At 71.4% G+C, this 22,396-nt stretch carries 7 protein-coding genes; all 7 read left to right on the top strand.

The window, feature by feature from the left end; translation table 11 throughout:
- Window positions 1–3: 3 nt before the first annotated feature.
- Genes ACWDVB_RS32365 through ACWDVB_RS32335 form a run of 7 tightly spaced genes read left to right on the top strand, consistent with a single transcriptional unit; the run spans window position 4 to window position 22,384 of the window.
- On the top strand, window positions 4–255 hold the full coding sequence (locus ACWDVB_RS32365; protein WP_451516367.1) for an acyl carrier protein: 252 nt from the start codon (window positions 4–6) through the stop codon (window positions 253–255).
- On the top strand, window positions 252–2,123 hold the full coding sequence (locus tag ACWDVB_RS32360) for a CocE/NonD family hydrolase (RefSeq protein ID WP_451516366.1): 1,872 nt from the start codon (window positions 252–254) through the stop codon (window positions 2,121–2,123). The genes ACWDVB_RS32365 and ACWDVB_RS32360 overlap by 4 nt, the downstream gene beginning before the upstream one ends.
- Complete coding sequence (locus tag ACWDVB_RS32355) at window positions 2,120–3,433, top strand: hypothetical protein (protein ID WP_451516365.1); 1,314 nt, start codon at window positions 2,120–2,122, stop codon at window positions 3,431–3,433. The genes ACWDVB_RS32360 and ACWDVB_RS32355 overlap by 4 nt, the downstream gene beginning before the upstream one ends.
- Window positions 3,424–4,620, top strand: a complete 1,197-nt coding sequence (locus ACWDVB_RS32350; protein ID WP_451516364.1) for an acyl-CoA dehydrogenase family protein — start codon at window positions 3,424–3,426, stop codon at window positions 4,618–4,620. Before ACWDVB_RS32355 ends, ACWDVB_RS32350 begins: the two co-directional genes overlap by 10 nt.
- 48 nt (window positions 4,621–4,668) lie before the next feature.
- Window positions 4,669–11,094, top strand: coding sequence for a MupA/Atu3671 family FMN-dependent luciferase-like monooxygenase (locus ACWDVB_RS32345; protein ID WP_451516363.1), 6,426 nt, complete (start codon window positions 4,669–4,671; stop codon window positions 11,092–11,094).
- The gene (locus ACWDVB_RS32340; protein ID WP_451516362.1) at window positions 11,091–19,043 is read left to right on the top strand and encodes an amino acid adenylation domain-containing protein; all 7,953 of its coding nucleotides are present in this window, start codon (window positions 11,091–11,093) and stop codon (window positions 19,041–19,043) included. The genes ACWDVB_RS32345 and ACWDVB_RS32340 overlap by 4 nt, the downstream gene beginning before the upstream one ends.
- Window positions 19,040–22,384 (top strand): amino acid adenylation domain-containing protein, encoded by a 3,345-nt coding sequence (locus ACWDVB_RS32335; protein WP_451516361.1) that lies wholly within the window; start codon window positions 19,040–19,042, stop codon window positions 22,382–22,384. Before ACWDVB_RS32340 ends, ACWDVB_RS32335 begins: the two co-directional genes overlap by 4 nt.
- Window positions 22,385–22,396 lie beyond the last annotated feature (12 nt).

Here is a 22,396-nt window from a genome sequence, read left to right as displayed (position 1 = left end):
GAAATGCAGCAGGACGACGTCCGGGGCCGTATCAAGCAGTTCCTTGCGCCTCAGCTGGGCGGCCGTGCCCTCGCCGACAGCGACGACATCTTCGCGCTGGGATACGTGAATTCGCTCTTCGCCATGCAACTCGCAGTCTTCGTCCAGCAGGAGTTTTCCTTCCAACTCACCCCCGATGACTTGGAGTTCGACAACTTCCGTACCGTAGACGGCCTCGTCGGTCTCGTCATGTCCAAGACAGCGACACCCGCGTGAGCGAGGTCGCGCAACTCCTTCTCGACCTGGGCACGTTGAACGTTCGGGTGTGGACGTCCAAGGGGCGTCTGAGGTACGAGGCCCCCCCGGCCGTGCTCGACGAGTCGCTGCTCAGGCGGCTGGAGGAGCGGGGTGACGCCCTCGCGGCCCACCTGGAGGCCATGGACGGAGTCGAGTCCTCCACCCACTACGTCACCATGCGTGACGGCGTCCGCATCGCCGTCGACGTCTTCCGCCCCCAGCGGGACGGGCAGGTGCTCGCGCAGCCGCTGCCGGTCCTGTGGTGCCACGACCGCTACCACCGCTCCGACGTGGTGGACGGCATCACGTGGACGAAGCTCGACACCCGCCCCTGGCTGCGGCAGTTCCTCGACGCCGGCTATGTGATCGCCGCCGCCGACGCGCGGGGTACGGGCGCCTCCACCGGCGTGCGGGGCGCGGAGTTCAGTCCGGAGGAGACGCGCGACGCGTACGACATCGTCGAATGGTTCGCCGCGCAGGACTGGTGCGACGGGAATGTCGGCATGTACGGCGAGTCCTACCTCGCCGTCGCCCAGTTCCTCGCCGCGGGAGCGGCGCCGCCCAGCCTAAAGGCGATCTTCCCCCAGGTGGCACTGTTCGACCTGTACGCGTTCCTCTATCCCGGCGGGGTCTTCCGGCACGACTTCGCCCGGAACTGGGGCGACCTGGTCAAGGGTCTGGACACCGGTGCGGGCACGGCGCCCGTGGCGGGTGATGAGCAGGCGGCCCGGGCGGCCGCGGAGCAGCACCGTGCCAACGCCGACATCTTCTCCAGGGCGGCCGCGCTGCCGTATCGCGACAGCCGCGAGGACGGCAGCGAGGAGCCGCCCTACGAGCACCAGAGCCCGTCCTCGGCGGTGCGTGCCGTCGCGGCGGCCGAGGTGCCCGTGTACCAGCTCTCCGGCTGGCACGACATGTGGGTGCGGGACGCCTTCCTGTGGCACGCCAATCTCACCGGCCCGCGAAAACTCGTCGTCGGCGACTGGTCCCACAACGGTACGGCGGGCTTCGACCTGGCGGCTGAACACCTGCGGTGGTTCGACCACTGGCTCAAGGGCGTGGACACCGGGATCATGGACGAACCGCCCATCCGCTACCGTCGTCGCGGCGCGGCTCCGGGCGAGGAGTGGCGCACCGCCGACACCTGGCCCCCACCCGAAGTCCGCACGCGAAGGCTGTACTTCGGGAAGGGTGCCGCTGAGCCCGTGCACTCCGTCAACGACGGTTCCCTGCTCGCGCAGGCTCCGTCCCGCCTCGCCGGCATCGACGAGTTCGTGGTCGACTACACGGCCACCTCCGGCCGGGCGACCCGCTGGACCGATGGATACGGCGGCCCGTACGGCTATGAGCCGATGACGGCGCGCGACCGATCGGCCCTCACCTACACGACGGCGGCCCTCCAGGAAGAGGTGGAGGTCACGGGGCATCCGGTCGTCCGGCTGTGGGCGACGTCGACGCACCCCGACGGCGACTTCTTCGTCTATCTGGAGGACATCGACGAGGAAGGCGCGTCCCACTACGTGACCGAGGGCGTACTGCGCGCCTCCCACCGGGCCCTGGGCGCCGCCCCGTACGACAACCTCTCCCTGCCGTACCACCCCTGCTCCCGGGGGACCCGGCTGACGCTGCCGGAGGAACCCGTGGAGCTGACCTTCGACCTGCACCCCACGAGCCATGTGTTCCGGCCGGGCCACGCGTTGCGGATCGCGGTCACCTGCTGCGACAGGGACAACGCGGAGACTCCCGTGCATCACCCCCCGCCCGTCGTCCAGGTCCACCGCAGGGGCGCGCACGCGTCGCACATCGACCTCCCCGTCTTCCCGGCCGGTCAGGAGCAGCCCGTATGACAGCCATTCGCCCCAGCGATCACGCCGCCGAGCCGCCCGGGGTGGTGGCGCCCTTCCGGACCGGCGTCGCGCTGCACACGCCGGTCGCCGAAGCCCTCGACGCCGAGATCGAGCGCCGCCTCCTCTTCGTCGCGCCGGAGATCACGGGTTACGAGCTGGACACGGTGGACGGCCAGGTGCGCGGTGTCACGCTGCTGTCCAGTGAACCGCTCGACGCGGAGAGCGTCACGGAGAAGGTGAACCGCGTCGTCGACAGCGACGTCAGGCCGCAGCCCGCCGTCCCGGTCAAGTCGGTGTGGACGTCGCCGCACGTGCGGGTGCCCGAGGAGGGCACGTTCGCGCTGCTGAGCCGAGCCGGGGCGGTGACCGAGGCGGGGGAGGGCCAGGTCGCCGTGGGCGAGCCGCTGCTGTCCCTGCTCGCCTACTTCGACTCCGCCGTCAAGCGGATCCTCGGTGAGGACCACAGCCCGGTCGAGTATCGCTATCCCACGCTGATCCGCGCCCGGGCGCTGGAGTCCGCGGGCTACTTCGGGGCGTTCCCGCAGCATCTGATGTTCGTGACGCGGCTGCACAACGACATCAATGTGTACGAGGAGTTCAAGAAGTCCTACGCGGACACGGGGCTCGACACCGCCGTGCTGGATTCCTGCCGCAACGTCGACTACTGCCTGCCACCGACGATGTGTTATCACACGTTCCACCAATACCAGGGGCGGACCCTGGACCCGGCGGGCGTTCACGTCGTCACCTCTCGCGGCAAGTCCTTCCGGTTCGAGGCGGGATACGCCGTGACGCTCGAGCGGCTCTGGGATTTCACGATCCGCGAGATCGTCTTCATGGGAACCCACGAAGAGGTGCTGTCCGCCAGGGAAGACTTCATGCGACGAGTGTTCGCATGGATGGAGGAACTCGGCCTCAGCGGGTTCTGCGAGGTGGGCAACGACCCGTTCTTCGGTGGCGGCGACACGTCCGCGCGGATCTGGTCGCAACGACTGCTCGGTCTGAAGTACGAGTTGCGGCTTGCTGTCGCGCCCCACAGAACCATCGCCGTGGGCTCCTTCAACTTCCACGACGACCTGTTCGGCAAGAAGTTCGGCATCGAGTACGGCACCGAGGGCGCTGTCCGCAGCGCCTGCGTCGGGTTCGGTCTGGAGCGGATCGTCTACGCGTTTCTCTGCCAGTACGGCCTGGATCCCGAGAACTGGCCGACGGCCGTACGGGAGGGCGTCGGATCCGCCGCTCCCGGCGTGGGCGGGAGCCGACGTGTCGGTGTACTCCCCGTTCCCACACAAGGTGGTGCATGTCTGTGATCGTCCAGCTGTCCGAGGACCAGCGGGTGGCCCGGAGCCGGTTCAAGGAGTTCGCCGCGGAGAAGATCCTTCCGTACGCGGCCGCATACGATGCCGAACAGGCGATCTCCCGGGACGTCGTCCAGGACCTGGCGAAGGAGGGCTGCCTCGCCGCGCCGGTCTCCGCGGAGCGCGGCGGCGGGGGGATGGACTGGGTGACGTACGGCCTGCTCAGCGAGGAACTGGGGTACGCCTGCCAGAACATCCGCAACTTCGTCGCCGTCGACGACATGGTGGCCCTGGCGATCGATGTGTTCGGCACCGCCGAACAGCGCGAGCGGTGGATCGGCGCCATCCGTCGCGGCGAGACCATCGCCGCGTTCGCTCTCACGGAACCCGACACCGGCTCGGACGCGGCCTCCATCCGGACCACGGCGCAGCCCGTCGTCGGCTCCCCGGAAGCGGACGGCGGCTACGTACTGCACGGGACCAAGAAGTGGATCAGCTTCGGGCAGCTCGCCGACCTCTTCCTGGTCTTCGCCCAACTCCAAGGCAAGCACACCGCGTTCCTCGTGGAGCGCGACGCGCCGGGCCTCACGGTCGCACCGATCGACGGCTTGCTCGGACTGCGTGGATCCATGCTCGGGGAGCTGGTCTTCGACGGCTGCCGGATCCCGCGGGAGGCGCTGCTCGGCCGGCCCGGAATGGGCCTGACGTTCATCGCCTCCACCCCTCTCGACCTCGGCAGGTACAGCACCGCCTGGGGATCCGTGGGGCTGGCCCGAGCCTGCCTGGATGCCTCCGTCGAATACGCCGAAGCGCGCGAGCAGTTCGGGACTGCGATCAGCGAACACCAGCTGGTGCGCCGCATGCTCGCCGACATGGTCACCGACGTCACCGCCGCCCGTCTGCTGTGCCATGAGGCGGGGGTCGCCAAGGACCGCCGTGACATCGACGCGGTCAACGTCACCCTGATGGCCAAGTACCGGGCCTCTCTGCTCGCCAACCAGGCGGCGGCCGACGCCGTGCAGATCCAGGGCGCGCGGGGCATCGGCACGCCCGGGGCGGTCGAACGCCACTTCAGGGACGCCAAGGTCATGGAGATCATCGAGGGCACCACCCAGATCCAGCAGTCGCTGCTCGGTCAGTACGCCCGACAGCTCGTCGGCCGGGGCCGGCCCGCACCGAGCGCCGACCCGGCCGCTTAGATCCGAATATCGCAGACACCATCTCGACCACGGGGAAGGGCCAGCTCGATGAACAGCGGACGGAGGGCGACCCACGTCGCCGACTCGCTCGTCGACCTCTTGCTGCGGCGTTCCGCGGAACAGGCCGATTCCATCGCCTACACGTTCCTGGAGAGCGACCGCGAGGTCTCCTGGACCTACCGCCAACTCGACACCAGGGCACGGCAGATCGGCTCGGCACTGCGACGGTCGTGCGCCCCGGGCGACCGGGTGGTCCTCATCCTCCCGCCGGGTCTCGACTACATAGCGTCGTTCTTCGGCTGTCTGTACGCCCGCACGGTCGCCGTCCCCGTCTACCCACCGCACGGCACGAGTCCGGTCCGCAGCCTGTCCCGGCTGGAGTCCATCGTCGCCGATGCCCGGCCCACCGCGGCCCTCACCCTGGGCGCCATCGCGGACCAGCGGGACGCGTTCGCGGCCACCAACCCCGTCGTCGGGACGATGAGGTGGATCGGCGTGGACACCGATGAGGAGTCCGACGGCACCTGGCGGCCCGCGCCGCCGTCCCGCGACGAACTCGCTTTCCTGCAGTACACGTCGGGCTCCACCGGCACTCCCAAGGGAGTGATGGTCAGCCACGGCAACCTGCTGCACAACGGCGGCGACATCGAGCGGTTCTTCGGTCTCACCCCCGAGAGCAAGACCGTCATCTGGCTGCCGCCCTACCACGACATGGGGCTCATCGGCGGCATCCTGCAACCGTTGTACACCGGCTACCCGACCGTGCTGATGCCGCCGATGGCCATGGCCGCCCAGCCATCGCGCTGGTTGCGGGCCGTCGCCGAGCACCGGGCCACCACCAGCGGCGGCCCCAACTTCGCCTACGAACTGTGCTTGCGCAAGGTGGCTCCCGAGCAGCTGGAGGGGCTCGATCTCAGCTGCTGGAAGGTGGCCTTCAACGGCGCCGAGCCCATCCGCGCCGACATCATGGACGACTTCGCGGCGCTGCTCGCGCCCACCGGGTTCCGCCGCGAGGCGTTCTACCCGTGCTACGGCCTGGCCGAGAGCACTCTGATCGTCACGGGCGGCTCGCCCGAGGAGCCACCGGTGGTCCGTGCCGTCGACGATGCCGAGCCCATGGTGGGCTGCGGAAAGCCGTCGCCGGACCAACGGCTGGCCATCGTGGATCCGGACACCCGTCGCCGCCTCCCCGACGGGGAGGTCGGCGAGATCTGGGTGAGCGGGCCGAGCGTCGCCCAGGGCTATTGGCAACAACCGGAGACCAGCACCGAGGTGTTCGGCGCCCGGATCGACGCTCCCGGCCAATCAGAGGAAACCGGCGAGGCTCCGTTCCTGAGGACGGGCGACCTGGGGTTCGTGGCCGACGGCGAACTGTTCGTCTCCGGCCGCATCAAGGACCTGATCATCCTGCGTGGAGTCAACCACTACCCGCAGGACATCGAGCTCACCGCGTTCCGCACCCATCCGGCGCTGCGGCACAACAGCGGTGCCTGCTTCACCGTTCCCGTTGACGGCGGCGAGGTCCTCGTCATCACCCACGAGGCCGAGCGCACGGCACGTGATGCCGATGTCCGTGAGGTCGCGGCCGCGGTGCGGGCCGCCGTCGTCGAGGACCACCAGGTCTCCCCGTACGCCTTCGCCCTCGTACGGCCCGGCCGGCTGCCGCGCACGTCGAGCGGCAAGATTCAGCGGCATGCGGCACGGCGGCAGTTCCTGGACGGCACCCTCGCGGTGCTCGGCCTCCACGAGTTCGGTCGCGGCGACGGACCGCACGACGGACCGGGTGCCGCCGCCGTCGACAGCGAGGTCCAGCGCACTCCGGAGGGGATCGAGGCGTTCCTCAGGACGCGGATCGCGCTGCGTGCCGGGGGCGAGCCCGCCGCGCTGGACCTGTCTCTGCCCGCCCCCGCACTGGGCCTCGACTCCATCGACCTGTTGGAGATCCGGCACGAGACGGAGCTGGCGTACGGTGTCGAGGTCGGCTACGACTCGCTGCACGGGGCGGCTTTCGCCGAGGTGCTCGCGGAAGTCGTCGCCTCGGTTGCCGAGGCCGGTTCCCCGGTCGCCTCTGTGGCCGAGGAACCGGCGGCTCCGGCTCCGCCCGCCGAGACCCTGGGCCACGGTGAACGGGGCCTGTGGGTCCTCGACCAGATGACCGGCTGCGGCGCCGCCTACAACATCGCCGGAGCCGTGCGCCTGCCCGCGGACACCGACACGGCCGCCCTCCAGCGCGCCCTGGACCGGGTCGTGCGGCGACACGCGTCGCTGCGGACCTCCTACGTCGTACGCGAGGGGGAGCCCGTCCGCAGCATCGACGGTGAGGGCCGCATCCGCATCGTCCACGAAACGGCGCCGTGCCCCACCCCCGGCTCCCTGGCGGAGCGGCTGGCCGAGGCGGCCGCCGAGCCCTTCGACCTGGCACAGGGGCCGCTGGTCAGAATCCGGCTGTGGCAGGACGGGGAGGCCGGGCTTCCGGTCCTGCTCCTGCTCATGCACCACATCGTGGGCGACTTCTGGTCCATGTCCCTCCTGGTCGACGAGCTGGTGCGCTGCTACCGCGCGGAACTGACCGGCGCCACCCCCCAGTTGCCTCCGGCCGGTGACTACGAGGAATTCGCCGCCCGGCAGCACCGATACGTCACCGGTCCCTCCGGTGAAGCCGCCGCCGCGTTCTGGCGGGACCGCCTGAGCGGGCCGCTGCCCGTCCTGGAACTGCCCACCGACCGGCCTCGGCCGCCGGTTCAGACCTACCACGGCGACACCCACGACTTCACGATCGACGCGGAACTGGCGCAGCGGATCTCCGCCCTCGCCCGCGCCAACGGCACCACCCTGTACACCACGCTGCTGTGCGCGTTCCAGGTCCTGCTGCATCGCTACAGCGGCCAGAGCGACATCGTCGTCGGCTCGCCGGTCTCGGGCCGCTCCCAGCCCGGCCACGCGGACACCGTCGGCTATTTCGTCAACCCGGTGGTCATGCGCGGCGACCTGAGCGGGGATCCCGACTTCCGCACCCTGCTGCACCGGTTCAAGGGCATGGTGTCCGCGTCGCTCGCGCACCAGGACTACCCGTTCGGGCTCCTCGCCGAGCAGCTCCAGGCCGGGCGCGACCCGGCCAGGTCCCCGGTCTTCCAGACGATGTTCATCCATCAGCAAGCCCCCTCCCGCTTTCCCCGTGAACTGGCCGCCTACGCCGCCGGGCACGGTGAAACACCCTTCACGGTGGCGGGATTGGACCTGGCACCCGTACATGTTCCCCAGCGCACCGCGCAGTTCGACCTCGCGCTGGCCACCGCCGAGCATCCGGACGGGCTCGCGGGGCGCGTCCACTTCAACACCGGCCTGTTCGACCGTGCCACCGTGGCCGACATCGCCGACAACTTCCGCACCCTCTTGCATTCGATCGCCGAAGACCCCGAGTGCGCTATCGGCGCACTGCCCCTGCTCAGCGCGGAGAAGACCCGACGCATCCTGCACGACTGGAACGACACCGCCCTCGACCTCGCCGAGGGCCTGTGCGTCCATACGGAGTTCGAGGCCGCGGCCGCCCGTACACCGGACGCGGTGGCCGTCGTCTTCCGCTCGGCACGGATGACGTTCCACGAACTGTCCGCGGCGTCGGACCGGGTGTCCCGCGCACTTCGCAGCCGCGGCGTCGGGGCCGAGTCCAGGGTGGGCATCTGCCTCGACCGCTCGCCCGAACTGATCGTCGCGATGCTCGCCGTCCTCAAGGCCGGCGGCGCCTACGTGCCACTCGACCCCGACTACCCGCGCGAGCGGCTCGATGTCATCACCTCCGACGCCCGGCTCGACCTGGTGCTGACCCGTCGCCACGTGGCCCACCAGGTCGCGGGAGCCGATACGGACCTGCTGGACATCGACGACGTGGTCGCGGCGCCGCACGACGGCGACGCCGCCGCACCGGCGGGCCGGGTGCACCCGGACAACGCGGCCTACCTGCTGTACACCTCGGGTTCGACGGGGACTCCCAAGGGAGTGGTGATCAACCACCGGAACGTCGGCAACTTCTTCGCCGCCATGGACGAGCGGGTCGGCTGCGGCCCGGACGACACCATGCTCGCCGTCACCAACGTCGGCTTCGACATATCCGTCCTGGAACTGCTGTGGACCCTGACCCGTGGCGCCAAGGTCGTCCTGGCCGAGGACACCCTGTCCCAACAGACCGCCGCTCCGGCCAAGGCACTCGACTTCGGTCTGTTCTTCTTCGCCAGCGACGCCCAGTCCGACGCCGCGAGCGCCGAGGGGCGCTACGACCTGGTCTTCGACAGCGCCCGCTACGCCGACGAGCACGACTTCACCGCCGTATGGACGCCCGAGCGGCACTTCCACGAGTTCGGCGGCCTGTACCCCAACCCGTCCGTGCTCGGCGCCGCCCTCGCCGCGGTCACCCGCAAGGTGGCCATCCGGGCGGGGAGCGTCGTCCTGCCCCTGCACTCGCCGGTGCGCGTGGCCGAGGAGTGGTCGCTCCTCGACAACATCTCCGGCGGCAGGGCCGGGGTCGCCTTCGCCTCCGGGTGGCACGCCGACGACTTCGTCTTCTTCCCCGAGCGGTACGAGAACCGCAAGGAGCGGATGTTCGAGGACATCGAGACGGTGCACCGGCTCTGGCGGGGCGAGACCGTGTCGCTGCCCGGCGGCACCGGGAAGCCCGTGGACGTCGGCATCCGTCCCGCCCCGGTCCAGCGGGCCCTGCCGACCTGGATCACCGCCGCGGGCAGCCCCGAGACCTTCACCCGGGCCGGGGCCATGGGCGCCCACGTCCTCACCCACCTCTTGGGACAGACCATCGAGCAGGTCGCCGAGAACGTCCTGCGCTACCGGCGGGCACGCCTGGAGAACGGTCACGACCCGGACACCGGCGTGGTGACCCTGATGCTGCACACCTTCCTCGGTGACGACGCGACCGCCGTCAAGGAACGGGTCAGGGAGCCGTTCACCGCGTATCTGCGGTCGTCGGTGGGGCTCATCGAGAATCTGGTGCGCACCCTCGAACTGCCGGTCGACCTCGCCGGCATGAGCGAGGCCGACAAGGACGCCCTGCTGGAGTTCGCCTTCAACCGCTACTTCGACACCGGGGCCCTGTTCGGTACGCCGGAGACCGTGCGCCCTCTGATCCAGCGCTGTGCGGAGGCGGGGGTCGACGAACTGGCTTGCCTCGTCGACTTCGGCCTGCCCGGCCGGGAGGTCCTCGACGGCCTTCCCGTACTGAACCGGCTGCGCGAGCGGATCGCCCACGACGCGGCCGCATCGGCCGCCGAGGACCGGTCCCTCGCGGGCCGGATCGCGAAGTGGCGGCCCACTCTGCTCCAGGCGACCCCGTCGGCCATGCGGATGATGACGCTCGACAAGGCCGCCATGTCCGGGCTGAAGGGGCTGCGGTCCCTGCTCCTCGGCGGCGAGGCGCTGCCTCCGGCCCTCGCCTGTGAACTGCGCGAGCACCTGCCCGCCCGCCTGCTGAACATGTACGGGCCCACGGAGACCACCATCTGGTCGGCGAGTCACGAAGTGACCGAAGCCGACGACGACACCACGGTGCCGATCGGCGGCCCCGTCGCCAACACCCGGATACATATCGTTGACGAGACGCTGCGGCCGGTGCCGGTCGGCGTGCCCGGAGAGCTGGTGATCGGGGGCGCGGGGCTCGCCCGCGGTTACTGGCGGCGTCCGGCCGCCACCGCGGAGCGGTTCGTGCCCGACCCGTTCTCCCGTGTTCCCGGCGGGCGCCTCTACCGCACAGGCGACCTGGCGCGTTATCGCGCGGACGGCCGCGTCGAGTTCCTCGGCCGCATCGACCGGCAGGTCAAGGTGCGCGGTCACCGCATCGAACTCGGTGACATCGAAGCCGCCCTGTGCTCCCGCCCCGAGGTGCGCGAGGCCGCGGTCGTCGCCCAGCGGGACGCGTCCGGCGGAACCAGGCTCGTGGCCTGCGTGGTGGCCGCCGAGGGAGCCACCTGCACCGAGCGCGATCTGCGACACCGACTGCGGGCACGGCTGCCGCAGTCCATGGTCCCGGCCGGCTTCGTCCTGCTGCCCGAACTGCCGCGCACCGCGCACGGCAAGCTCGACGTCAGGGCCCTGACCGCACTGCATCCGGCAGCAGCGGGACCCACCGCCCAGGCGGCGCCGTCCACCGAGCTGGAACGCGCCATCGCCGGCATCTGGAGCGAGGCACTCGGTGTCCGGACGGTGGGTCTGTACGACAACTTCTTCGACCTCGGCGGGCACTCCATGCTCATGGTGCAGGTCCACGACCGGATCCGGAACGTCACGGGCAGGGAACTGCCCCTGATCAAGCTCCTGGAGCACCCGACGGTCAGCGCGCTGGCCGCGCATCTCGGCGACGTAGCCGAAGGGTCGGACACGCGGGTGTTCTCCGACAGTGAGGAACGCGCGCGTCGGCAGCGCGACAGCAGGCGGGCGTCCCGCCGGACCGGCAGAAGGGGCAGAGCGTGACGAGCGAACAGTACGCACCGGTGGAGGACCGTCCCAAGGATGCCGACGCCAAGGACCGCCCCGGCGACGGCGACGGGACCGAGGACCACGGCGCGGACATCGCCATCATCGGCATGGCGTGCCGGTTCCCCGGCGCCTCGGATCTGGAGACGTTCTGGTCGAACCTGCGGGACGGCGTCGAGTCCATCCGGCACTTCACCCCCGAGGAACTCATCGGGCTCGGCGTGCCCGCGGAGGTCTCAGGCCGCGCGGGTTTCGTGCCCGCCGGATCCCCAGTGGACGATCCGGAGGCGTTCGACCACCGGTTCTGGGGCTACTCCCCGCGCGAGGCGGCACTCCTCGACCCCCAGCAGCGGCTGTTCCTCGAAACCGCGTGGACGGCCCTGGAACACGCCGGGTACACCTCGGCCGGCCACCACGGCATGATCGGCGTGTACGCAGGCATGGGGCTGAGCACCCACCTCCTCTACAACCTGCTGCACCACCCGGACATCAGGGAGTCGGACACCCAGCTGGCCATGCTCGGGAACGACAAGGACTTCCTCAGCAGCCGCGTCTCCTACCACCTCGACCTGCGCGGCCCCAGCATGACGGTGCAGACCGGCTGTTCGACCTCACTGGTCGCCGCGCACCTGGCCTGTGACAGCCTGCTGAGCTACCAGTGCGATCTGGCGCTGGTCGGTGGCAGCACAGTGGTGCTGCCCGAGCGCACCGGCTATGTCCATGTGCCCGGTGGCACGGCCTCCTCCGACGGGCACTGCCGGGCCTTCGACGCCGCGGGCGACGGCACCGTGTTCGGCAGCGGCGCCGGCGTCATCGCGCTCAAGCGACTGAGCGAGGCCCTCGACGACGGCGACACGGTGTACGCCGTCATCAAGGCATCCGCCGTCAACAGCGACGGCGCCAACCGCGTCGGCTTCACCGCGCCCAGCCTGGACGGGCAGGCCGAGGTCGTGCTGCGCGCCCACCGGATCGCCGATGTCGCCCCGTCGACGATCTCGTACATCGAGGCGCACGGGACCGCGACCGAACTCGGTGACCCGGTGGAAGTGGCCGCGCTGACCAAGGCGTTCCGGCAGAGCACCGACGCCACCGGCTTCTGCGCCATCGGATCGGTCAAGACCAACATCGGCCACCTGGACGCGGCCGCCGGGGTGGCCGGACTCATCAAGACGGCCCTGGCCCTGAACCACCGACAGATCCCGCCCTCTCTGAACTTCACCACGCCCAACCCGCAGATCGACTTCGACGCGAGCCCCTTCTACGTGAACACCGAACTCACCGACTGGCCGCAGCGGGGCGGCCCGCGCCGTGCAGGCGTCAGCGCCTTCGGGTTCGGCGGCACGAACGCCCACCTGATGCTCGAAGAGGCACCGGCCGCGCTGCCCGCCACCGAGGACTTCGCCCAGCACCTGCTGCTGCTGTCCGCGAAGACCGGCACGGCACTGGAGGAGGCGTCCGCCCGGCTCGCCGGGCATCTCGCCGACCGGCCGGACCTGCCGCTCGCGGACGTCGCGTACACCCTGCGGCACGGCCGCGTGCCGTTCGAGCACCGCAGGGCACTGGTCGCCCGGGACCACGAGGAGGCCGTCGCCCTTCTGGGCGGTGCCGATCCGCTGCGCGTGCACGAGGGCGTCGCCGTCGGCCAGGACCGTCCCGTGGGGTTCATGTTCGCCGGGCTCGGGGACCAGTACCGCGGCATGGGCCGTGATCTGTACCGCGAGATGCCGGAGTTCCGCGACGCGGTCGACGAGTGCTGCGCACTGCTCCGGCCGCTGCTCGGCACCGACCTGAAGGACGACATGGGGCTGTGCGGCGAGGACGTCCGCGCGCCCGCGAGCGGCGGCCTGGACCTGCGGCGCATCATGTTCGGCGACGCCGACGACCCGCTGCAGCGTACCGGGCTCGCCCACCCCGCTCTGTTCGTCGTCGAGTACGCGCTCGCCAGACTCTGGCAGTCGCTCGGGGTGCGCCCCGCCGCGCTGATCGGACACAGCCTCGGCGAGTACGTGGCCGCCACTGTCGCGGGGGTGTTCTCCCTGGAGGACGCGCTGTCGGTGGTCGTCCGGCGCGCCAGGCTCTTCGACGGGATGCCGCCCGGCGCCATGCTCGCGGTGCCGCTGGGCGCCGACAGGCTCGCCGAACACCTCGACGGCGAGCTGACCGCCTCCCTGCTCAACGGGCCCGAACTGACAGCGGTCTCGGGAACGGTGGACGCGATCGAGCGCTTGGAGCAGAGGCTGGCCGGGCGCGGCATCACGGCCCGGCGCATGCGCGCGGAACGCGGCTTCCACTCGCCGTTGGTGGCCGGCATGGCCGCGCCCCTGGCCGAACTCTTCGCCGGTGTGCCCCTCTCGCCGCCGCGCATCCCGCTCGTGTCCAACGTGACCGGCACGTGGCTGACCTCGGAGCAGGCCACCGACCCGGCCTACTGGGTTCGGCACAGTGTCAGTACCGTCCGGTTCGCCGAGGGCCTGGCCACCCTCTGCGCCGAGCGGGACCGCACGCTCGTCGAGATCGGCCCGGGGCAGTCGCTGAGCGCCCTCGCCGCGGAGCACCTCGCGCAGGGCGACGCGCCCTCCGGGTCCGTCGTGCTGCCGTCTCTGCGGGCCTCCTACGACCAGCGCCGTCCCGACGACGTCAGCCACTTCCTCGACGCGGCGGGACAGATGTGGGCCGCGGACACGGCCTTGGACTGGCATGGTCTGCCCGGCGACGCAGGCCGTCGCAGGGTCGGCCTGCCCGGCTATCCGTTCGAGCGGACGCGCTGCCGGCTCGCCCTGCCCGGCGGACGCCCTCGCCGTGCCGCCCCGGCATCCCGGTCGGGCGGTCCCGAGTCCTGGCTCCTCGCCCCCTCCTGGCAGTCCGTGCCCATGCCGGTCCCGGCCGCGCCCGCGGAACAGGCCGAGCACTGGCTGCTGTTTGCTCCGGCGACGCCGGACGGCGCACCCCACAGGCTTGCCCACGAGATCGCCGAGCGGGTCACGGCGGCCGGGCACCGGGTGACCCTCGTCCTGCCCGGGGACACGGACGTGCTCGGCCCCGGCACTCGTACCGTCGACCCCTCGGATCCGGCGGCCTACACCGAACTGTGCGCCGCCCTGGACGCCGACGAGCGCCCCGCGCGGGTACTGCACCTGTGGGGCCTCGACGGCGACGACGACACACACCTGCAGACCGGCGGCATGCACAGCTTGCTGTGGCTGTCCCGGGCGCTGTCGGTTCGCAGTGTCTCCGCGCCCGTGGACCTGTGGGTCGTCGCCGGCGGCCTCGTCGCCGTCGAACGCGCCGACGTCCTGCGTCCGGCCGCTGCCACGCTCCTGGGCGCCGCCCGTTGCGTACCCCAGGAGTACGAGGGAATCAGCGTGCACTGCCTCGACGTGGCCCCCGACGACGCCGTCGGCGACGCCGCGTCCGTGCTCGCCGGGCGCATCGTCGACGCGGTCGCCGAGTCCCCCGACGAGCGGTTGCTCGCGTACCGCGGACGCACGCGGTGGGCACAGACCTTCCAGCCGGTCGTGCTGGGCGAGGCCCGCACCCCGCTGCGGGCCGACGGCGTGTACGTCATCACGGGAGGGCTCGGTGCCGTCGGCCTCGAACTGGCCGACCACCTGGCCGGATCGGTCGCAGCCGTCGTCCTCACCGGACGCTCCTTCTTCCCCGCCGAGGACCAGTGGGACGACTGGACGGCTCGGCACGGTGAGGACGACCGGGTCAGCCGCAGAATCCGGCGGCTGACCGCCATGCGCGCGCGTGGGACACGTGTCCTGGTGCGTCAGGTCGACGTCACCGACGAGGAGCGGATGCGCGAGGTCCTCGACGAGGCCGAGCGCCGTCTGGGGCCCGTCACCGGGGTGTTCCACGCCGCGGGAATAGTCGGGGAGAAGGCGTTCGCACCCATCGACAGTCTTGACGCCGGGTGGCTGGACGAGGTGATGCGCGCCAAGGTGGCGGGCACCCGGGCCCTGGAGCGGGCGCTGGCCGGTCATGCGCCGGAGTTCGTGCTGCTGTTCTCGTCGAACGCGGCCCTGCTCGGCGGCCTCGGCACCGTCGGGTACACCTCGGCCTGCGTCTTCCTCGACACCTTCGCGCAGGCCCGGGCCGAGCGGCCTGGCACGCGGTGGATCAGCGTCAATCTGGAAGACTGGATTCCGGACGGCGGCCTGGACCGCCCCATGACCAGCGTCACCCGCTACGGCATCCGCGTCGCGGACGGCGTCCGATTGCTCAGCCGCATCGCGGAGAGCGCCGATGCCGGCGTGACTACCCTCGTCTCCGCCGACCTGGAGGAGCGCCTCGACCGCTGGATCCGCCACCCCGAAGCAGCCCGGCGGGGGCGCACGTCCGTCGGCGGAGCCCGCCAGCCGCGGCCGGAGTTGTCCGACGCGTACGTCGAGCCCCGCGACGAGACGGAGGAGGTCATCGCCGGGATCTGGACCGACATGCTCGGCATCGACCGGGTCGGACGCGATGACGACTTCTACGCGTTGGGCGGCCACTCGCTGCTCGCCACGCAAATCGTCTCCCGGGTCCGCGTGGCCCTTCAGGCGGACCTTTCCCTGCTCGACCTGTTGCGGCGGCCCACGGTGGCCGGGCTCGCCCAGCACGTGCGCGCCGGCGGCTCCCCGGCCGTGGCCCAGGAGCCCGTCCCCGTCGTGCCCCGTGACCGGCCGCCCGCCCTCTCCTACGGCCAGCAGCGGTTCTGGATCATCGAGCAGCTCACCCCCGGCAACTCCGTCTACAACATCGCCGACGTCGTCCGCGTGGAAGGGCGCCTCGATGCCGAGGTGCTGCGCGGCTCCCTCGAGGACATCGCGGGCCGCCACGAGGTCCTGCGCACCGCCTTCGGAGTCGACGACGAAGGAAGGGCCGTCCAGCGCATCGCGGAGGAGGTGTCCGTGCCGATGCCTGTCACCGACCTGCGGGACCTGCCCGAGGACCTGCGGAATCGGCGCTGGCGGGAGCTCGCGAGCGCCGAGGCGAACCGCTCGTTCGACCTGACCCGGGCACCGCTGCTGCGTGCCGCCCTGCTGCGGTTGGCCGACGAGGAACACATCCTGTTGCTCACCACGCACCACAGCATCTCCGACGCCTGGTCGACCGGCGTGTTCGTGCGGGAACTCGGCATCCACTACGCCCGCCGTCTCGGCGTGTCCGCCGACGAGCCGCCCGCGCTGCCGGTCCAGTACGCCGACTACTCCGTGTGGCAGCGCGCACAGTTGACCGGCGAGCGGCGCGAGCGGCTGGTGGACTACTGGCGCGACCGTCTGGCGGGGGCCCCGCAGCTGGTGGAGTTCCCGCCGGACCGAGCGCGTCCGGCCACGCAGAGCTTCGCCGGGGCGGCCATTCCGCTGGATCTGCCGGGCCCGCTGTTGAAGGAGCTGCGGCAGCTCGGCGGCGGCGAGGGGGCGACCCTCTTCATGACGCTGCTCACCGCCTTCACCCACCTGTTGCACAGGTACTCGGGCGAGCGGGACGTCGTGGTCGGTTCCCCGATCGCCGGGCGCACCCACCCCGATGTGGAGAACCTGATCGGCGTCTTCGTCAATATGCTCGCCTTACGGACCGACGCCGACCCCCGCCTGTCGTTCCGTCAACTGCTCGCCCGGGTCAAGGAGACGACCCTCACCGCGTACGACCACCAGAGCCTGCCGTTCGAGCTTGCCGTGGAGGCCGTGGCACCCGAGCGGAGCCTCGGCCACCACCAGGTGTTCCAGAACGTCCTGGTACTGCAGAACGCACCGCTTCCGCCTCTGGAGCTCGCAGGCCTGCGCCTGGAGCAGGTACCGATGCCCGCCGTCACCGCCAAGTTCGACCTGATGGTCATGTTGCGCGAGACGGGCGACGAGGCGGTGGGCGTCATCGAGTACGCCACGGGCCTCTTCACGGAGGAGACCGTGCGCAGGATCGGCGCCCACTTCGTCGCTCTCCTGGAGAGGGCCGTCGCGGACCCGGACCGGCCGCTCGCCGACCTCGACCTCCTCTCCGGCCAAGAGCGGGCCCGGGTCACGGGGGAGTGGGCGCGGGGTCCCGCCGCCCCCGCCGGCCCGCACCGCTCCCTCCCGGAGCTGCTCAGGGAGCAGGCCCTCGCCGCGCCCGACACGATCGCCGTCAGCGACGCGCTCGACCCCGGCGCCGACCTCAGCTTCGCGGAGCTGGAAGCCAGGTCCAACCAGCTGGCGCGAGAGCTCATGCACCGGGGCGTGGGCGCCGAGCGCCGAGTCGGCATCTGTGCCGAGCGGTCCCCCGCGGTCGTCGTCCTGCTGCTGGCGGTGATGAAGACGGGAGCTGCCTACCTGCCGCTGGACCCGGCGTATCCGCGCGAGCGGCTCCGCTTCATGCTGGCCGACGCGGGCGCCGACCTCGTGGTCGTCACCGGCGCGCACCGGGACCGTGTGGAGCCGCCTCCGGGGGCCGGACCGGTCGTGGACGTCGACCAATTGTGGCAAGCCGCCACGGCGCGGTCCACGCAGCCGCTCGGCGTGCGGATCGACCCCGCCCAGCCCGCCTACGTCCTGTACACCTCCGGTTCGACCGGGACGCCCAAGGGCGTCGTCGGGCTGCACGGTGGCATGGCCAACCGGCTCACCTGGATGTGGGAGGAGTTCCCCTTCCGGCCCGGCGAGGTGCTGTGCCAGAAGACTTCGCTCAACTTCCTCGACTCCTTCTGGGAGATCTTCGGCCCGCTGTGCCGGGGCGTCCCGATCGTGGTCCTGTCCCAGTCCCTGCTCGTCGACCCGCCCGCCCTGGTGCGGGTGCTCGCCCGGCATCGCGTCACCCGCATCGTGCTCGTCCCGTCCCTGTTGCGCTCCTTGCTCGACACCGTGGACGGCCTCGCCGCCGAACTGCCCGACCTGCGGCTGTGGGTGAGCAGTGGAGAAGCCCTGCCCGTCGACCTCGCAGGCCGCTTCCTGACCGATCTGCCGGGGCGTGTGCTGCTCAATCTGTACGGGGCGTCCGAGATATCCGCCGACGTCACCTGGCACATCCTCACGGACGCGGACACGGCGGCCGGCTCGGTGCCGCTCGGCCGCCCCATCGCGGGCACGAGCGCCTATCTCCTGGACGAACTGATGCGGCCGGTGCCCCAAGGCGTCGCGGGAGACCTGCACATCGGCGGTCCCGCACTCGGCCGTGGCTACGTCGGACGCCCGGACCTGACGGCTGAGCGGTTTGTGCCGAACCCCTTCGGCGACCGGCCGGGAGACCTGCTCTACGCCACTGGGGACCGCGCCCGGTTCCGGCACGACGGGGTGATCGAGTACGTCGGCCGCGCGGATCAACAGGTCAAGGTGCGCGGTTTTCGCGTCGAACCGACCGAGGTCGAGCAGGCGCTGCGCGGCCATTCCTCGCTTGACCAAGCCGTGGTCGTCGCCGAGAACGAGATCCTTGTGGCGTACTGTGTCGCCGCCGCAGGGCACGAGACCGACGCGGAGGCGCTCCGCGAGCACCTGCGGGGCAGACTGCCGGGGTACATGATCCCGACCCGGTTCGTGCCCTGCCCCGAGCTCCCGCTGACCCCCAGCGGGAAGGTCGACCGCCAGGCCCTGGGCCGCTACGGCCGGCAGGCCCTGGCCGATACGGCCACCGATGCGGCCACCGATGCGGTGGCTCCGCGCGACGACGCCGAACGGGCGGTGGCCGAACTCTGGCGGGAGGTCCTCGCGCCCTGCGGGCCGGTCGGCGTCCACGACGACTTCTGGGCCTCGGGCGGCTACTCCCTGCTCGCCACCCGCTTCGCCGTGCGAGTGCGGGAGACCTTTGGGGCGGCGTTCCCGCTGGAGAGGTTCTTCACCGACGCCACTGTCGCCGGTGTGGTCCGAGCCCTTCGGGACGACCCGGTCGCCGGGCCCGAGGTGGACGAACGCGCGGCGCTCCTGCTGGAGGTCGTCGCCCTGTCCGACAGCGATCTCGAGACGCTTCTGAACACGCCGCAGGAGGACCAGTGAGCAGCACGAGCGACGAACTCCCGGCACGGCGGCGCGAGGCGATGCGGCGGTTGCTCGCGCAACGGGGACTGCGGGCCGACCACGTGCCGTCGATCACACCTCATCCGGTGCGCGCACAGGCGCCCCTGTCGTATCCACAGCGCCAACTGTGGCTCTTCGAGCAGATGTTCCCCGGCACGGGGGCGTACAACGTACCCGCCGCGATACGGCTGACCGGGCCGCTCGACGTCCCTGCCCTGCAGACGGCCCTCGACGCGTGCGTCGCCCGCCACCCCGTGCTCCTGGCCACGTTCCACCCTGTCGGCGCCGAACCGGAACAGCGCATCCCGGCCGACCCGGCCACCGTCGCCGTCCAACGGCACGACCTCACCGGGGAGCCCGCCGCCGAGCGCGAGAGAAAGGCCCGCGAGTTGGCGGACCGGATAGCGGCGACCCCGTTCGACCTGGGGGGCGCCCAGCTCATCACCGCCCATCTGATAGCTCTGGCCCCCGACGACCATGTCCTGGTGCTCACCCTGCACCACCTCGTCGGCGACGCCTGGAGCTGGGGAGTCCTGCTCCGCGATGTCGCCCACACCTACGACGCCGTGCGGCGTGGACAGCACTCGACGCCGCAGCCGCCACAGGTTCATTACGGCGACTTCGCGCGCTGGCACCGCGAGAGCACCGAGGGGCCGGGCAGCGAGTCCCCACTCGCCCACTGGGAGCGGGTCCTGGCCGGCGCGCCGCCGGTCCTCGAACTCCCCGCCGACCGGCCCCGGCCCGCCACCCCGGCCTTCCGCGGCGGCGTGGTGGACTTCGACCTCGGCCCGGCCGCGGCCGCCGGGCTCGGCGACCTGGCGCGGCGGGAGGGCGCCACGCTGTTCATGGTCGCCACCGCGGCGTTCCACGCGCTGCTGCACCGCTACACCGGCCGTACCGACCTCCTGGTCGCCACATCGGTGGCCAACCGCGACCACGCCCAGGTCGAGGACATGGTCGGCCTGTTCGTCAACACTTTGCTGCTGCGCACCCGCGTTGACGGCGGACACACCTTCCGCGAACTGCTGCGCCATGTGCGCGCCGTGGCGGGGGAGGCGCTGGCGCACAAGGAGGTTCCGTTCGAGAAGGTCGTGGAGCGGCTGAGGCCCGAGCGCACCAGTCACGCCACGCCCTTCTTCCAGGTGATGTGCACCCTGCGCACCGCGCCGGCCCTACCCGCCATGGACGGGCTGACGCTGAGCGACTTCCCGGTCCACGGCGGGACCAGCAAGCGCGACCTCACCCTGAACCTCGTGGCGGACGGCACCACCATCCGTGCCCAGTTCGAGTACGACACCGACCTATTCGAGCGGGAGTCGGTGCTCCAACTCGCGGCGCACTTCCAGCAGTTGTGTGTCGGCGTGGTCGCCACGCCGGACGCTGCCGTTGGTGCGCTGCCGCTGTCCGACAACGCCGTCCGCAACGTCCAGGGAGAGCGGGCCGACTACCCGGCGGCGGCCGACTGCGTCCACGAGCTTTTCGCCCGACAGGCCGCCCGCACCCCTGACGCCGTCGCCGTGCGGTGCGAGGATGCGGAGCTGACCTTCGCCGACCTCGACCGGCTCGCCAACCGCCTCGCCCACCTGCTGCGTGCGGCGGGAGTGGGGCCGCGGCGCCCGGTCGCCCTCTGCCTGGAGCGCTCGCCCGCCATGATCGTAGCCGTGCTCGCGGTGCTCAAGGCGGGCGGCGCCTATGTCCCGATCGATCCCGCGGACCCCACCGCGCGCCGGGACATGGTGCTGCGCGACTGCGGCGCCACGGCCCTCGTCCACGACGGTCCCGACGGCACATCCGGCGCGGGTGACGCCCACGCCGTACGGCTCGACCCGAACTGGACCGCCCTGCGCGACCTGCCCGACGACTGCCCGGACAGCGGTGCCGTGCCCGGCGACCTCGCGTACATCCTCTACACCTCGGGCTCCACCGGAATCCCCAAGGGCGTCGCCGTCGAGCATCGCCAGATCGTCAACTACACGTACGCGTTCCTGGACCGTCTCGGGATCTCCGAGGCCCTGAGCTACGCCATGCTCCAGCCCTTGACCGTCGACTCATGTCTCACGATGCTCGTACCTCCTCTCGTCACGGGCGGCACACTGCATCTGATCACCCGGGCCAGGGCGCTCGACGCCCAGGCTCTCGCCGACCATCTGACGCACCACCGGATCGACTGCCTGAAGATCGCCCCCTCCCACCTCAGGGCGCTGATGCGCTCCGGGCGCGACGCGGATCTCCTGCCCCGGCGTCACCTCGTGGTGGGCGGCGAGGCCTCGCAGTGGCACTGGCTCCGTTCCGTGGCCCGCGCCGCGGGCCCCGACTGCCGGGTCCACAACCACTACGGCCCCACCGAGGCCACCGTGGGCGTGCTGACCTGGCTCGTTCCGCCCGACGACGAACCCACCGCGGCCACCGCCCCGTTGGGGACACCACTGCCGAACACCAGGGTCCACGTCCTGGATCCCGCCGGGCGCCCGGTGCCGGCCGGCGGGATCGGCGAGCTGTGCGTCGCGGGCGCCAACGTGGCCCGCGGGTACGTCGGACGTCCCGACCTGACCGCCGCGGCGTTCGCCCCGGACCCCTTCGGTGCCGACAGGCCGGGATCGCGGCTCTACCACACCGGGGACCTGGTGCGCAGGCGCCAGGACGGCACCCTGGAGTTCCTGGGCCGCGGCGACGACCAGGTCAAGATCCGCGGGTTCCGCGTCGAACTGGGCGAGGTCGAGGCCGCGTTGACCGACTGCCCGCTGGTGCGGGAAGGGGTGGTCGCGGTCTGCCGCGAAGGGCAGGAACCGGCTACGGCAGTCGGCTACTACGTACCGGCGCATGCCGAGGCCACCGACGCCGCCGTCCTCGAGTGGCTGCGGGAGAAGCTGCCCCGCCACATGGTGCCGTCCGCGCTCGTTCCCCTGGCCGCGCTCCCCCTGACCCCGCACGGCAAGGTGGACCGCAAGGCCCTGCCCGCGCCGCCCCCTGCCGAGGCCCCTGCCCTGGCTCCGCGCACCACCCGCGAGCGGGCCGTGGCCGCGATCTGGGAGGACCTCCTCGGCACACAGGCCGTCGGCCTGGAGCAAAACTTCTTCGACCTGGGCGGACATTCACTGCTGCTCATCGAACTGCACCAGCGGCTGCGGGCCGAACTCGGTCTCCGCGCCGAGCTGATCGACCTGTTCCGGGCGACCACGGTGCGCGCCCAGGCGGTCCTCGCCGCCGCCGACGAGGCCGCACCGGCCGACGGTCTCGACCACGCCAGGGAACGGGGAAGGCGGCAGAACCAGCAGCTGAGGCGCAGACAGCCGGGGCGCCCGCAACGCCCCGCACGATGAGGACGGAGGGAC

This window comes from Streptomyces sp. NPDC003379 (assembly GCF_053589195.1).
The sequence above is the reverse complement of the archived record's forward strand: the minus strand, read 5'-3'. Positions and strand labels throughout refer to the sequence as shown.

What these genes read in the sequence shown, in the direction of transcription:
- ACWDVB_RS32350 (WP_451516364.1), top strand. Translation starts at nt 3,424, where the DNA reads ATGTCTGTGATCGTCCAGCTGTCCGAGGACCAGCGGGTGGCCCGGAGC.
- ACWDVB_RS32345 (WP_451516363.1), top strand. Translation starts at nt 4,669, where the DNA reads ATGAACAGCGGACGGAGGGCGACCCACGTCGCCGACTCGCTCGTCGAC.
- ACWDVB_RS32365 (WP_451516367.1), top strand. Translation starts at nt 4, where the DNA reads ATGCAGCAGGACGACGTCCGGGGCCGTATCAAGCAGTTCCTTGCGCCT.
- ACWDVB_RS32355 (WP_451516365.1), top strand. Translation starts at nt 2,120, where the DNA reads ATGACAGCCATTCGCCCCAGCGATCACGCCGCCGAGCCGCCCGGGGTG.